The 17,108-nt window shown below is 59.7% G+C and carries 2 protein-coding genes and 1 pseudogene; all 3 read left to right on the top strand.

Annotation, left to right across the window (positions count from 1 at the left end; translation table 11 throughout):
• Nucleotide 1: 1 nt before the first annotated feature.
• Nucleotides 2–286 (top strand): annotated as a pseudogene (locus KO538_RS29785) (hypothetical protein); the annotation flags it as partial.
• A gap of 75 nt (nt 287–361) precedes the next feature.
• Complete coding sequence (locus KO538_RS28120; RefSeq protein ID WP_257620633.1) at nt 362–16,471, top strand: hemagglutinin repeat-containing protein; 16,110 nt, start codon at nt 362–364, stop codon at nt 16,469–16,471.
• Complete coding sequence (locus KO538_RS28115) at nt 16,471–16,905, top strand: toxin-antitoxin system YwqK family antitoxin (RefSeq protein WP_219330328.1); 435 nt, start codon at nt 16,471–16,473, stop codon at nt 16,903–16,905. Before KO538_RS28120 ends, KO538_RS28115 begins: the two co-directional genes overlap by 1 nt.
• Nucleotides 16,906–17,108: the final 203 nt, after the last annotated feature.

The raw sequence follows: 17,108 nt of genomic DNA, 5'->3' as shown, positions 1-17,108 counted from the left end.
GGTGTTAACGAACATCAATGGCAAGCTGGAACATGCTGGTGCCGGCATCCTGGCTATCAACGCGGGCCAGTTCAACAACCAGTTCGGCAAGATCACGGGCAATGGCAAGCTCGACATCACTGCTGCGACGCTGGATCATCGCAATGCGACGACGGTGGCAAATCAGCTGACCATCAACGCAGCCAGCCTGGACAACCGCAGCGGTAGCCTGGCCCAGACGGGTACCGGACTGATGACGGTGAGCGCTACCGGCCAGCTGGACAACACGGGCGGCAAGATCGAAGGCAATGGCAATGCGCTGATAAAAGCTAACTCCTTGCTGAACAACACGGGACGCATCGTGGCGGCGCAGGATGCCGCCTTGAACGTCGGCAGCCTGGACAACACGGAAGGTACGGTGGCGGCGGGCCGTCACCTGAACCTTTCCGGTGGCGATATCGACAATACCAAGGGCCAGCTGCAAGCCGTGGCGGGCAACGCCACCTTGAATGTGGCGAATCTGAACAATGCGGCGGGCAGTGTGTTTGCCGGAGCAAACCTGAACGCGACACTGGCCAGCCTGACCAACACGGGCAGCCTGTATGCTGCCGGCAACCAGACCTTAACCGCCAGTGGCGCCATCGTCAACACGGGCGTGATCGCCGCACAGGGCAACAACAGCATCACGGCAAAGATGCTCGACAGCAGCGCGAGCAGCCTGATCGGCGCCGGCATGCAAGCTGATGGCAAGCTGGGCACAATTGGCGACCTGACGATCAGCACAACACAAACGTTGGCCGCGCATGGCCAAAATCTGGCGGCGGGCAGCGCCAATCTGACAGGTGCAAGCATCGATATCGGCGGTAGCCAGACCAGCGCGGCCAACATCGGCCTGACGGCAACCCAGGGTGACGTCGGCACGAACAAGGCGGTGGTGACGACGCCAGGCACATTGAATGTGACGAGCAGCGCCGCGTTGCACAACACGGACGGTACCTTGCAGGCAGGCCAGCTCGACTTGCATGTGGCCAATCTGGACAACGCAAAAGGTACCATCTTGCAGACGGGCACGGGTGACACGAACATTGTCACCGGCAATATGGACAATACGGCTGGGCGCATCGCCGTCAACAGCAAAGACTTGAACATCGATGCGGCCACGCTGACGAATCGCGATGGCAAGATCGAACATGCGGGTAAGGGCATTTTGTCGGTGCAGGCTGGCGTGGTGGACAACAGCAAGGGCCGTATCACCTCGGCGGCAGCTGCTTCTGTCGTCAGCAAAGATGCGCTGAATAATACCGATGGCGTGATTGCCGCGACTACTGGCCTGCAGGTGGGTAGTACTGCGCTGGACAACACGCGCGGCGTGTTGCAGGCGGACATGTTGCGCATTGATGCGGCAACTTTGCTGAACCAGCAGGGCACGGTCAGTGCGGGCATGGACCTGACGGCGAAAGTGAGCGGCGAACTGACCAATGCCGGCCTGCTGTACGCGGGCCGCAACCAGCAACTGACGGTGCGCGGCTTGCTGAACAACACAGGTTCCATCGCGTCCGTCAATAACACCAATATATCCGCTGGCAAGATCACCAGCAGCGGTCTGCTGGGCGCCGGCGTGAAAGCGGACGGCAGCCTGGGCACGGCGGGCGATCTGACCATCAATGCCGATGGCGTATTGCAGGCCAGTGGCCAGAATCTGGCGGCGGGCACAGCCACGCTGACGGGGGCCAATGTGGACCTGTCGGGCAGCCAGACGGGCTCGGCGAACATCACCATCACGGCGCACAGCGGCGATGTGCTGACGAACAAAGCCGTCATCTCGGCCAGCAACGTGCTGGCCATCACGGCCAATGCGGCCAACGCCCAGTCACTGGTGAACAACCAAGGTCAACTGGTGGCAGGTCAGTTGCAACTGAACGTGGCCAGCCTGAACAACGCCAGCGGCGACATCGTGCAGACGGGTGCCGGCGATACCGTCATTACCACAGGCAAGCTCGACAACACGGCCGGCCGCATCGCCGCCAACAGCGCTAACCTGGCCCTAAACGCGACGGTCTTGGCGAACATCAATGGCAAGCTGGAGCACGCGGGCAGCGGCCTGCTGGCCATCAATGCGGGCCAGTTCAACAACCAGTTCGGCAAGATCACGGGCAATGGCAAGGTCGACATCACTGCGACCACTCTCGATCACCGCAATGCGACCACGGTGGCTAATCAACTGACCATCAATGCTAGCAGCCTGGACAACCGCAGCGGCAGCTTGGCGCAGACGGGCACTGGCCTCATGACGGTCGCTGCCACGGGTCAGCTGGACAACACGGGCGGCAAGATCGAAGGCAACGGCGATGCACTGGTAAAAGCCGCAATCTTGCTGAACAACACCGGCCGCATCGTGGCGGCGCAGGATGCCGTATTGAACGTGGGCAGCCTGGACAATACGGAAGGGACAGTGGCGGCAGGGCGTCATCTGCAACTGTCCGGTGGCGATATCGATAATACCAAGGGCCAATTGCAGGCCGTGGCCGGTAATGCCACCCTAAATGTGGCGAACTTGAACAACACCGCAGGCAACGTGTTTGCCGGTGCCAACCTGAACGCGACACTGTCCAGTCTGGACAATACGGGCAGCCTGTATGCGGCAGGGAATCAATCCTTGACCGCAACAGGTGCCATCACGAACACGGGCGTCATCGCGGCGCAGGGCAATATCAGCATCACGGCAAAGACCCTCGACAGCAGCGCAAGCAGCTTGATCGGCGCCGGTATCCAGGCCGATGGCAAGCTGGGCACGTCGGGTGACTTGACGATCAGCACTGCGCAGAACCTCGCCGTGCATGGCCAGATTCTGGCGGCAGGCAATGCCAATCTGACCGGCGCTACGCTCGATATCAGCGGCAGCCAGACTGGCGCCGCCAACATCGGGCTGACGGCGACACAGGGCGATGTCAACGCTAGCAAGGCGGCAGTCACGACACCCGGCACATTGAACATCACGAGCAACGCCACCTTGCACAACACGGAAGGCACCTTGCAGGCAGGTCAACTTGACCTGCACGTGGCAAACCTGGACAACGCCAAAGGCGTCGTGTTGCAAACGGGTACGGGCGACACGACTATCGTTACCGGCAATCTGGACAACACCGCCGGACGTATCGCCGTCAACAGCAAGGACCTGAACATCGATGCCGTCACCGTTACCAATAAAGACGGCAAGATTGAACATGCGGGTACGGGCATCCTGAATCTGCAATCGAGAGTACTGGACAACAGCAAGGGCCATATCACGTCGGCCGCGGCGGCCGATATCGTCAGCAAAAGTACACTGAATAATACCGATGGCGTGATGGTAGCGACTACCGACTTGCACGTGGGCGGTGTGAATATTGACAACACGCGCGGCGTGTTGCAGGCGGACATGTTGCGTATTGATGCGGGAACTTTGCTGAACCAGCAGGGCACGCTCAGCGCCGGCACGGACCTGACGGCGCGCATCAGTGATACGTTGAACAATGCTGGCCTGTTGTATGCGGGCCGCAACCAGCAACTGACGGTGGGTGGCTTGCTCAACAACACAGGTTCTATCGCTTCCGTCAACAACACTAATATATCCGCTGGCAAGATCACCAGCAGCGGTCTGCTGGGCGCTGGCGTGAAAGCGGACGGTAGCCTGGGGACGGTGGGCGATCTGACCATCAATGCCGATGGTGTGTTGCAGGCCAGTGGCCAGAATCTGGCAGCAGGTACAGCCACACTGATGGGTGCCAGTGTGGACCTGTCTGGCAGCCAGACGGGGGCAAGCAACCTCGCCATCACCGCGCGCAGCGGCGATGTGCTGACGAACAAAGCCGTCGTCTCGGCCAGCAATGTGCTGGCCATCACGGCCAATGCAAATAACGCCCAGTCACTGGTGAATACCCAGGGGCAACTGGTGGCAGGACAGCTGCAGCTGAACGTCGCCAACCTGAACAACGCCAGCGGCGACATCGTGCATACGGGTGCCGGCGACACCGTCATCACGACAGGTAAGCTGGACAACACGGCGGGCCGCATCGCCGCCAACAGCGCTAACCTGGCCCTGAACGCGACGGTCTTGGCGAACATCAATGGCAAGCTGGAGCACGCAGGCAGCGGCCTGCTGGCCATCAACGCGGGCCAGTTCAACAACCAGTACGGCAAGATCACGGGCAATGGCAAGCTCGACATCACTGCTGCGACGCTGGATCATCGCAATGCGACGACGGTGGCGAATCAGCTGACCATCAACGCCGGCAGCCTGGACAACCGTGCCGGTAGCCTGGCACAGACGGGCACGGGCCTCATGACGGTGAGCACCACGGGCCAGCTCGACAACACGGGCGGCAAGATCGAAGGCAATGGCGATGCGCTGATAAAAGCTAACTCCTTGCTGAACAACACGGGCCGCGTCGTGGCGGCGCAGGATGCGGTATTGAACGTGGGCAGCCTGGACAACACGGAAGGCACGGTAGCGGCAGGCCGCAATCTGGCATTGACCGGCGGCGACCTCGACAATACCAAGGGCCAGTTGCAAGCTGTGGCGGGCAACGCCATCTTGAATGTAGCGAATTTGAACAATGCGGCCGGCAGCGTGTTTGCTGGCGCCAACCTGAACACCACGCTCGATACCTTGAATAACACGGGCAGCCTGTATGCGGCGGGCAACCAGACCCTGAAGGCCAGTGGTGCCATCACCAATACAGGCGTGATCGCGGCACAGGGCAACAACAACCTTACGGCAAAGACGCTCGACAGCAGCGCTAGCAGCTTGATCGGCGCCGGTATCCAAGCCGATGGCAAGCTGGGCACGGCTGGCGACCTGACGATTAATACCGCACAAGCGCTGAATGCACACGGCCAGATTCTGGCGGCAGGCAATGCTGATTTGACCGGCGCCACGCTCGATATCAGCGGCAGCCAGACCAGCGCCAGCAACATCGGCCTGACGGCAACGCAGGGTGATGTCATGACTAGCAAGGCGATCGTCGCGACAACGGGTACATTGAACATCACGACCAACGCCACTTTGCACAACACAGAAGGTAGCTTGCAGGCGGGCCAGCTCGACCTTCACGTAGGCAATCTGGACAACGCAAAAGGCACGGTGTTACAGACCGGTGTGGGCGATACCGTCATTCAAACGGGGAATCTGGACAATACTGGCGGCCGCATTGCCGTCAATAGCAGCAATCTGACCTTTGCAGCGAACGCACTCACGAATGCCGCTGGCAAGATCGAGCACGCGGGCACGGGGAAATTGGCGATCACGACGCCAGCCTTCAACGGTGCCGGTGGCACGATTACGGGCAATGGCCTGGTTGACATCGTTGCCGGCACGTTCAACCACAGCATGGCGACCACCTCGGCCCAGCAATTGCGTATCGCGGCCGATGCGATGAGCAATCAGGGCGGCAAATTGCAGTCGACAACGGCGCTCACGGCGCAGGTGGCGCAGGAGCTGGACAATCGCAGCGGTTCGATCGCAGCAAACGGTGTGCTGCAAGTTAACACGGGTAGTCTGGACAATGCCAAGGGTAATATTACCGCGCAAGGCGATGTCACGGTATCGTCGCAGGGCGCGTTGAACAACAAGGAAGGCACGATTGTTGGCAAGGAAAATGTGCAGGTGCATGCCTTGGCCCTGGATAATACGCACGGAGTGGTGCAAGCCGTGGATGGTGCCCTGGATGTGAAGGCTGCGAGTCTGATCAACGCCGCTGGCGAACTCAGTGCCGCTACCGACCTGACTACGGCAGTCACTGGCGACATGCTGAACAGCGGTCTGCTGTATGCCGGCGTCAAGCAGTCTCTGGACGTAGGCGGCAGCCTGACCAATACCGGATCCATCGCCGCGCTGGGCAATACCAGCGTGACGGCTGGCAGCTTGTCCGGCAACGGCTTGCTGGCGGCTGGCTTGACGACGAGCGGCGCGCTTGGACAGGCGGGCGACTTGACTGTTCGCAGCAATGGCGTCCTGCAGGCAGGCGGCAAGAATCTCGCGGCCGGCACAGTTGCGCTCAGTGGGGCATCGCTGGACCTGGCAGGTAGCCAGACCAGTGGCAGCAATATTACCTTGAATGCTGGCAGCGGCAACATCACGACCGCCAAGGCTGTGCTCGCTACGGCTGGTTTGCTGAGTATTACGGCCAGCGCGCAGAATAGCCAGGCGCTGCTCAATCAAGGTGGCCAGTTAAGCGCCGGGCAGCTTGATGTCAAGGTGGCTAACCTCAATAATACCGGCGGCAGCATCATCCAGACAGGAAGTGGCGATAGCGCCATCAACCTCGCTGGAGCGGGCCAGCTGGACAATACGACCGGGCGTATCGCGGTCAACAGCCGCAATCTCCAGTTGACTGCAGGAACCTTGACCAACGTGGACGGCAAGATCGAGCATGCAGGCAATGGCACCCTGGGTATCAGCGTGGCGAACCTGTATGGGCAGCGCGGCCAGATAACGGGTAACGGCGCGCTCGACGTGCGCGCCACCTATGTCGACCATCGCAACGCCAGTACGGTGGCGCAGCAACTGAGTTTTATCACCTCCACGCTGGATAATCGCCAGGGCGAACTGTTGCAGTTGGGCAAGGACAACACATCGCTTACGGCTAGCGCCAGTCTTGACAACGCCGGCGGCCGGATTGAAAGCAATGGCGGTCTGGTGCTGCAAACGGCAGACTTGCGCAATCAGAGCGGACGCGTGCTGTCTGGCGGCGTGCTGGATGTAACCGCCAGTGCGGGACTCGACAACAGCGGAGGCACATTGGCTGGCGCTACCGGGCTGGTCTTGACCGCAGGCGATGTTAGCAACACCCGAGGTACCCTGCAGGCAGTTACCGGCGATGCCCGGCTGCAAGTGAAAGACCTGGACAATGACGGCGGCAGCGTCCTTGCCGCCGGGCAATTGGTCACACAGGCAGACAATGTCAGCAATAGCGGCAGCATGTACGGCGCGTCGCAGATGCTGAATGTCAGCGGAGTGGTGCGCAACAGCGGCACGATTGCCGCGCTTGCCAATACCACCATTACGGCCGCCAGCCTCGACAGCGGGGCGGGAGGCCTGCTCGCGGCAGGCATGCAGGCGGATGGCAAGCTGGCAGGCACCGGGAATCTGCTGGTCACGACGACGCAGCAATTACGCGCGGCAGGGCAGAACTTGGCCGCAGGCAATATGAGCATGACGGGTAGCGGTGTCGATCTTGCCGGCAGCGTGAACAGCGCGGCGAACATCGCGCTGACGGCGACGCAGGGCAATGTCAGCACGGCCGGCGCGAACGTCGGCACGGCCGGTACGCTGAATGTGAACGCGCAAGCCGGCAATGGCCAGACGTGGGATAACAGCCGTGGCGATATCGTGGCTGGCCAACTGGTGGTGCAGACGGCGAACCTCAACAATAACAAGGGTAGCATCGTGCAGAGCGGCAGCGGCGATACGAGCATCGTCATGCGCGCGCCAAATGGCGTACTCGACAATACCGATGGCCGGATTGCGGTCAATAGCGCCAATCTCACCCTGGGGGCCGCCACGCTCAGCAATGCCGGTGGGCGGATCGAGCACGCTGGCCTGGGCCAGCTGGCCATCAATGCCGGCGCCTTGAACGGTCAGGGCGGCCAGATCACCGCCAATGGCAGTCTGAAGATCACCGCTACCAGCATCGATCTTCGCAAGGCCAGTACGCAGGCGGGGCAGTTGACTATCGATAGCGGTAGCCTTGATAACCGCCAGGGCGAGCTGGTGCAACTGGGGCAAGGCGCCAGCAATATCCACATCGCGCAAGTTCTGGACAATCAAGGTGGCCTGATCGCCAGCAATGGCAATACCACCGTCAGCGCGCAGGTCATCAACAATCAGGGCGGCACGGTGCAGGCGGCGGGCAGCGCCACCTTGGACCTGAGCGCCGGTACTTCATTAAATAATGACAACGGCGGCAAGATCGCAGCGGGAGGCGACGCGACGCTCCAGGCCGGCAGTATGTCGAACCGCGGCGGCAGCCTGACGATGGGCGGAAGCCTTGCGCTGACGCTGAACCAGGCGCTCGACAATAAGGACGGCCTGGTGGCCGCCAATGGCAATCTCGGCATCCAGGCTGCCAGTATCGATAATACGGGCGGCAAACTGGCCAGCATCACGGGCAATCTGCGCGCGACCACGGGCCAGCTGCGCAACGACAGCGGGCAAATTCAGGCCGGTGCGGACATTGTTTTGCAGAGCACAAGCCTTGGCAATACGCAGGCTTCCGGCTATGCCGCCGCAGGCAGCATCGTGGGCCGCAACGTCAGCATCGATACGGCGGGACAAGCCTTGAATAATGTCCAGGGAACCATCGCCGCCACGCAAGTGCTGAATCTGCAAACGGGGGAGCTGAGCAATCGTGGCGGTTTGCTGCAAGCAGGCAATGCGATCGTCGTCAACACCCATGGCCAGACGCTCGACAACAGCGATGCCGCGGCGTATGCGGCAAGTCACGCCGGCAGCAATGGCGGTATCAGCAGCGGCGGTACGCTGGCGCTGGCGACAGGCGCCTGGAATAACGCGGCTGGCTTCCTGGGCGCGGCGGGGCAGGTAAGTGGCAGCAGCGGCTACATCAATAACCTGGGCGGAAAAATTGTCTCCAGCGGCGGCCTGGAGCTGGCCATTGCCGGACTGGCGAATCAGGGCGGCCAGGTGCAAGTGGTCGGCAACCTGGGCTTACAGGCGGGTGCGGGCACGATCGACAACACGTCCGGACTGATCCGTAGTGGCGCCGCCGTTACGTTGGGGGCTGGCGCCATCGTCAACCAGGCAACGCAGGGGGCCGGGAACGGAATCGAAGGCCGTGACGTCAGCCTGTCGGCCGGCACGATCAATAACAGCCAGGGTGGTTTGCGTGCAGACAATAATCTGAACATCAGCAGCAACGGCAGCTTGAACAATACATTCGGGTTGATCAGCGCCAACAATACCGTCAGCGTCAAGGACGAGGGAGGCAGCCGCAGCCTGGGCATCAGCAATGGCGGCGGCACCATCATCGGTGGCGAATTGACGGCGATCAAGGCGGCGGGCTTGAGCGGTAGTGGAAACGTGATGTCCAGGGGCGATCTGAGCCTGGATCTGAGCGGCAATTACATTGTCGAGGCCGGCGCGCAGGTGATCGCCAACCGTAACGCCAGTCTCAGCGTGGGTGGCAGTCTTGTCAACGCGGGCAAGGTGCAGGCAGGCCAGATGCTTACCCTCAATGCCTACGATCTCGACAACACCAGCAGCGGCGACATCAATGCCGGCACCACCAAGGTAAATATCGGAGCGACCCTGACTAACCGCGGCGTGATCGATGGCGTGAATACGCAGATTGATGCGGGCACGCTCAACAATACCGGCAGCGGGCGTATCTACGGCACTACGCTCAGCATCGGGGCGGGCACGCTGAACAACAATGTCGAGGGTGGCGTGGCGGCTACGATAGCGTCGCGCGGCAGCCTCGATATCGGCGCCACCACCATCACCAACCGGGAGCATGCGCTGATCTTCAGCTCAGGCGACATGGCGATCGGCGGCAGCCTTGATGGTAACCGCTACGCCGCAGGCGCCGTAGCCAGCCTGACCAATGCCAGCGCCACCATCCAGGCCATGGGCAATTTGGCGCTGAGGGCAGGTGAAATTACCTTGTTGAACAATCACTTTGCTGTTGAGTTTACCTCCACAGGTAAGTCGGAAAATGTCCGAGAGTATCGTACGAGTGATGGCAAAAGCTATGCCGACAATGCACCGGGGGTCTCAACGACGTTAGGCTCCGATGGAAACCGCAGGCTGGATACACCCGATAACAACGGTGGATATGACTTCAGTGAATACAGTGTTCGGCGCACGACGAGCACCAGTCGAGTGACGGAGACTGATCCTGCTGTCATTAGCGCAGGTGGTAACCTGACAGTGGATGCGTACAAAATTCGCAATGAAAACAGCCGCTTTGTCGCGGGGCAGGCGCTGAAGGTCAAGGGTGTCATTGAGGAAAATATTTCTACGGGTAACCAGACCCTGATTACCGAAAAAGGAACGCAAACTATATACATGTACCTGGACATGGAAGTGCCGGAGAAGGTTCGGGACTTTGAGGTCCAGCACCTTGTATTTGAGATCGATGGTACGAGAACTGTTAACGGACCGGACACGCCGTCCTCGGGCGGCGCGCCCTCCAACGGCGTCGGGGCACGCGCGAATGTCTCCTCTGCCGGCGCAAGCAGCGGTGCTGGCGCCGCCAATGTCAGCGTCTGGCTCAATACGGTAGGTAACACGGCAGGTTCCGTTGCCGGCGTGGCCGCCAGTACAGGCCAGGGTGCGGTAAGCGCCGGCGCGGCCACTGCGCCAGGCGATAGCCAACTGGGCAATATCGGCGGCACGGGCGGGGTCGCTTCGGTGGCGGGCCAGACGGTGTCCGCAGCCAACGGCAGCAGCGCCGATATCCATATGTCTTCTATCCTGCGCTCCAACGTCGGCACCGGCACCGATGTGGCCAGTGCAGGCGTGGCCAGTGGTAGCGGCGCCTTGCAAGGCAGCGAACGCGCGGGCCAGGCTGGCCAGGCCGGCAGCATTTCTGCCGTGGCAGCGGCAGGTGTGGGCGCGGCGGTCGGCGAGGAGGTTGCCAGTGGTATTCGCGATCCGCATCAGTTGGCAATCGGCTCGCAGAGCGGACCACGCAGCGTAACTGGCGGCGCAGGCTTGCACGGCAGTGATCGTACTGGCACTGCTGGTCAGGCGGATAGTATTGGTGTCATTGCGGGGCAGAATGCAATGCTCAATTCCGGCCCCGGCCCCGGCGCCATCGCCGGCACCGGAAGTCTGCGGGTGGATGCCCAGGGTGGACCGGCAGGCGTTCAGGGCGCCAGCGGACCTGGCGGCAGCGACCGCACAGGCAGCGCGGGCCAGGCTGGCAGCGTAGGAACAGTAGCTGGCAGCGGTGTGACCGTGACGGGTGCGCCAGCCCTGGGTGGGGTCGATACGGCGGGCCTGGCTGTGGGCGCCGTCGCTGGCCCGGCCGGCGTTGCTGGCGCTAAAGGAATTAATGGCAGCGATCGGACCGGCAATGCGGGTGTGGCGGCGCAGCCTGGCGCCGTGGCGGGGAGTGCCTTGTCCAGCGTCGACGGCGCGGCAGCAGCCAAACAGGCGGCCGTGGGGACGGGCAAGCAAGCGGCCATTGGCACGGTCGCCGGCGCTGCTGGCAAGGTCGCGGCAGGGCCTGGCGCGGGCCAGGCACGTTCGCCGCTGATCCGGCAAGTGGCGCTGGCCAATCCGGACGGCAAGGCGGAAGTTGTCAGGACCGGAGCCAAAGCCTTGCAACTGCCGAATGCCAGCCTGTTCAAGATCAGCCCTTCAGCGTCGGCCCAATATCTGGTTGAAACGGATCCTCGCTTTGCGGAGTACCGCACCTGGACGGGTTCGGACTACATGAGCAGCAAAACGCAACTGGATCCCGCCGTCACGCAAAAGCGACTGGGCGATGGATTCTACGAGCAGCAACTGGTACGCGAGCAGATCGCCGACCTGACGGGCCACCGTTTTACAGGCGACTATCGCAACGACGAGGAGCAATTTCGCGGCCTGATGGATGCTGGCGTCAGCTATGCCCAGCAGTATGGCTTGCGCCCCGGCGTGGCATTGACGCCGGAGCAGATGGCGGCATTGACCAGCGACATCGTCTGGCTGGTCGAGCGTGAAGTCACGCTGGCCGATGGCAGTACGCAGAAGGCGCTGGTGCCGCAAGTGTATGTGCGCCTGCGCGCCGGTGACATCGATGGCACCGGTGCCTTGTTGGCTGGTAAAAATGTCGATATCAACATCAGCGGCGACCTGACCAACAGTGGCACCATTGCCGGGCGCGACGTGGTATTGCTCAATGCGGAGAACGTGAACAACCTCGGTGGCCGCATCGATGGCGATGCGGTTGCCATCGCCGCCCGTAATGACCTCAACAACATCAGCGGAACTATTTCCGCGAACAGTACGCTGCAGGCCAGCGCCGGACGGGACATCAATATTGCCACTGGCACGCTCGATGGTGGACACGTTATCGACCGCGTGGCGGGCCTCTATGTCAGTGGCGGCGCAACGGGTAGCGGCAACATGATCGTTTCTGCAGGGCGCGATGTCAGCATCACGGGCGCAATCGTCAGCAATACCGCGCCTGGTGGAGCGACGAGCATTTCCGCAGGGCGGGACTTGAGTGTCGGTTCGGTCGTCGCGAAAGCCACGAACGCCGTGGGGTCGGATTTTGCCAAGGAGATGGTCAGCGACGTGCAAAGCGACAAATTGGCATTGGTTGCAGGAAACGATATCAATATCCGTGCGAGTGGCGTCGTTGCTGAAACACAGCTGCTGGCCAGCGCAGGCCGCGATATCAATCTGGTGACAACGACTGCCAGCGATTCCAGCGTACGTTTGCGTGACAGAAAAACCATCAGTGACAGCAGCACCGTAGTCGACAAGGTGGCGGGATTGTACGTTACCGGCACTGGCGAAGGTAATGTCTTGATTGCCCAGGCGGGAAGGGACATGACACTCACTGCGGGCGTCATCGCCAATGCCGGCGCCAACGGCCAGACCAGCCTGATTGCAGGCAATAATCTGACCCTCAATACCGTCACCGTGGCCTCGACCCACGACGAAGTGCGCAATAAGGACAATTACAGCAAGCAGAGCAAGACCAGCGAAGTAGGCAGCCAGATCATAGGCGCAGGCAATGTCAATCTGCAGGCGGGCCATGACCTGCTGGCGCGCGCGGCCGATGTGCAGGCGGGCGGGGCGCTGGGCTTGGTGGCGGGCAATGACATCAGCCTAGTCAATGGCGTAGCCACCGACAGTCTGGATGTGGCAAGCAAGGTCAAGAAGAGCGGTACTTTCTCCAGCAAAACCACGACCACGCGCGATCTCGTGCAAACCAGCACGGCGCTGGGGACTTCATTGACGGGCAATACCGTCGGTATCGTCGCTGGGCATGATTTGAAGGTGGCGGGTTCATCGGTACTTGCGCACGAAGCAGCCAATTTAATGGCGAAAAACGATATCAGCATCGAGTCCGTCGGACTGGACGGCAAGGAGATTCACTCCAAGCAAGTCAAGAAGAGCGGCACCTTTGGCCTGAGCAAGTCGCTGACCAGCCAGGCCGACGATGGCCGCACCGTTACCCAAGCGGGAAGTGCCGTCAGTGGCGGCAGTGTGACGATGGTGGGTGGACGCGATGTCGCCATCAAGGGCAGTACGGTGGTGGCCGATGGCAATATTGACTTGACCGCCTTGCGCAACCTGAGCATTGTCAGTGCCGAGAATGACAAAGACACGACGTCGAGCAGCTTTAGCAAGAAATCTGGCTTTATCGGCAGCATCAACCAGCCAGCTTTTGGTACGGTAAAGACCACCAGCGATGGCAAGAACACGGGCGTGGCGCAAGTGGGCAGCCAGATTGCCAGCCTGGGCGGCAATGTGTCGCTGCGCGCGGGCGAGACGTATACGCAGACGGCCAGCGAAGTGCTGGCGACCGGCGCGGGTACAAATGGCGGCCTGCCTGGCGATATCAGCATCGTCGGCAAGAATGTGTTGATCAAGGAGGCCTACAACAGCAATACCAGCGAGCAGCACACGACTTTCAGCAAGGTGGCCCTTGGCGGCACGGTCAACGTACCGATTGTCGATGCCGTAAAAAGCATCGGCAGCCTGGCGAAGGCCGCCGAACAGACGAAGGACTCGCGCATGCAGGCTCTGGCGGCAGTGACTTTGGCATCGAAGGCCACAGATCTGGCTGGCTTGGCTTCGAAGGGATTGACCAGCAATGGCATCAAGATCAGCGTCAGCCTGGGCAGCAGCAAGAGCGAAAGCGAGATGCACCAGAGTAGCAGCACGGTGGTTGGCAGCGCGGTCAATGCAGCCGGTAATGTCAGCATCGTTGCGACTGGGGCAGGGGCGGGCAGTGATTTGACAGTGGCTGGCAGCAAGATCGGGGCTGGCGGCAATCTCACTTTGTTTGCCGACGACAAGATCAACTTGCTTGCGGCGCAAAACACGGCGACGCAAACGAGCAAGAACAGCAGCAGCGGTTCCAGCATCGGCGTCGGCTATACCTTTGGCGGCACGCAAAACGGTTTCAGCCTCGATATTGCCGCAAACAAGGCACGCGGCAAGGCCGATGGCACGGACAGTTACTACACCAACACCTATGTGACGGCAGGCAAGACGGCGACCATCATCAGTGGTGGCGACACGACCTTGCAAGGCGCGATTTTGGCGGCAGACACGGTCAAGGGCGCCATCGGCGGCAACCTGAACATTGTCAGCTTGCAGGATACAAGCACCTACGCCAGCAAGAGCAGCAGCGCGGGCTTCAACATGAGCTTGTGTATTCCTCCGTTCTGCTATGGCGCCAGCAGTGTCGGCGGCAGTGTCTCGAAGAGCAAGGCCAAAGGTGACTTTGCCAGCGTTACGGAACAAAGCGGCATCAAGGCGGGCGACGGTGGCTTCCAGATCAACGTTACTGGCAACACCGATCTGCAGGCTGGCGTGATTGCCAGCAGCGGCAAAGCGGTCACAGATGGCAAGAACTCGCTGATCACGGGCACCTTGACGACGAGCGAACTGCAAAACAAGGATGAGCATTCGGCTAGCGGGTTCAGCTTGAGCGGATCCGTTAGCGGCAAGATGGGCGATCAGAGCACAGCCAAAACGACCGAAAGCAAGGACGCAGCGAAGATGAAGTCCAATCCGGGAGGCTCGGCCGGTATCGGTAGCGTATCGGGCAGCCAGAGCAGCACGACGGGTTCGGGCATCAGCGGCGGCACTATCTTGATCACGGACGCAGAGAAGCAACAAGCGCTGACGGGCAAGACGGCGACGGAAATGCTTGCTGAACTGAACCGCGATGTCAGCAGCGAGAAAGATAGCAGCGGTGCCTTGAACAAGGCGTGGGACGGCAAGAAGCTGGAGAAGGAAACACAGGCGCAGATGGCGATCACAGCGGCGTTCGGTTCAATGGCCGCGAAGGAGATCGGGGATTACGCAGACAAGAAAATGAAAGATGCCAGGGATGTGGGCGATCTGGCGGAGGCTGCAAAATGGGAGGAAGGCGGGGTGTATCGTGTTGCCGCGCATACGGCCGCTGGTGCGCTTGCGGGTGGCGTGGGTGGTGCGCTTGGTGCTGGTGCCAGCGCTGCGGCCATGCCCAAGATTGGTGAGATGATCGACGGTATGGATCTGCCTGAACCCGTCAAGCAGGCCTTGGGTGCGGCGGCAGCCACGTCGATTGGCGTTGCTGCCGGAGGAGGGGCTGGTGCGGCGACAGCATTTAATACCGATGTCAATAACCGTATGTTGCATCCGGGTGATCGCAAGGCGGCAAAGACTTTAGCCGAGTTAAGTAAAGGAAAATATACCGAAGAAGAAATATTGGCAGCCATGCGCTACGCGGGTCTACTTGACAAGGCCGGAAATATTATTGTGGCCGAAGATACACGGGAAACCTTCGTTAAAAATGTTGATATTAAGACAGGAAAGACGATACAAGAGACATTAGCGGCTGACAATACTATGTCTTTGGTATCTGTTCCCGGGGATCAAGTCACCTTACTTGAAAAAGCACCGACTCGGCCGAGTAATGACTTGATGGCCTACATTACTGCCAATACTGGTGGCAACGCTAGCCCCTATATATTGACGCCCGGCCGGACCTATGTAACGGGTTCATCCCTGCCCGCAGCTCCTGAGGGCACAAAGCGCGTAACCATGACCGTCGAAGGTGCGGTTTACTTTCCACTGGCTGTACCATGTCCGGCGGTTAGCTGCACCAATGGCGACCCTATTGCTAATGCCATACCGGATGTGGGCACCAAAGCTTACAATGAAGCTGTGGCGCGTAAGACCGCGAAAGAAGTCGAAATTTTTACGGCGGCACTTGGGTTAGCTGGTGCAGCTGTTCGTGGAGGGGCCATTGCAATTAATTTAACAAAAGCAAGTTCGGCATTGCGCGCTGCTGAAGTTGCGGAAGCATACACTGCAGCCCTCGGATCTCAATTGGCTGACTCGGTCGCTGCACGTGCAGAAGCACTGGCGACAAAAGGGGGAATCGAATATCTTTCCAGATCTCAACGGGGCCCAGTCCTTAGCGGAGTTTTAGATCCACAAACTGGAGAAATCTTCTATGGCCTGAACCAGCGGAGTATTCCGACGAACTTGCATCCGGTTATGCAGCAGCGCCTTGATGCATACCTTGAAATGACCGCCGGCGTAACACCACCACGTGCAGGCATTCCAGGGGCGCACTCTGAGATTAGTGCCCTTGATCAAGCAATTAAATCGCGAGAAGCTGTAAAAGGTCTGCCTGTTATCGAGGCTGATATTTCAAGTTTTCTCTTGCATAATCGTGCATTGATTGGTGAGCGGACGATAATAGGTATACCACCTCGGTGTATTAACTGTGCAGCTATTACTAACGGTGTAAAAGTGATTGGAGGTAAATAATGTTTAGAATTGACTATGAAGAACTGAATCCATCAGATGATTTTCTTGTGATGCACTATGATGGAAAACCGTTTACCGGTATTGCATTTGAAAATGATGAGAATGGAGTTTTAGTCACAGAAACTGGTTTTATCGAAGGGCAAAAAAATGGTGTGTCACGGGAGTGGTCAAATTCCGGAGATCTCATTCGTGAGGAATGGTTTGCATTAAACTCTCTCCACGGTCCCTCTCGTGAATGGCATGACAATGGATCGATTAAAATTGACAGCCTCTATGAACTCGGAATATGTATTAACAAAAAGGAATGGGATAAGAACGGAAATATTATAAAGAACTACCAGATAGATGAGGGTGGCCCACAATTTTCCACATTAAAAAAATTGCGATCTAGCAATATTGGATTGATTGTTAGTAACTCGAATTTCCCTGAATAGCTTACTCGTGAAGGCGCTTCATTCCCGGTTCTGTCGTATTGGCGACGCGTTCGCTGCCTCGCGGAGGCCGGGGTCAGGTTGAGCTAGTCCGGCATTCGTACACGATCTCAGCCTTAGTCGTCTCGATCTGCAGCAGGTTGCGTCTTACTAAATGTCGATACGGCCCGACTGACTGTCTTGCTCGAGATGTGAAAAGCGGGGGC

Origin of the sequence: Janthinobacterium sp. NKUCC08_JDC (genome assembly GCF_019345575.1) — a bacterium.
Lineage (GTDB): Bacteria > Pseudomonadota > Gammaproteobacteria > Burkholderiales > Burkholderiaceae_D > Janthinobacterium > Janthinobacterium aestuarii.
The sequence above is the reverse complement of the archived record's forward strand: the minus strand, read 5'-3'. Positions and strand labels throughout refer to the sequence as shown.

Excerpts from the sequence above, each read along its gene's own strand:
- KO538_RS28115 (WP_219330328.1), top strand. The coding sequence starts at position 16,471 with ATGTTTAGAATTGACTATGAAGAACTGAATCCATCAGATGATTTTCTT.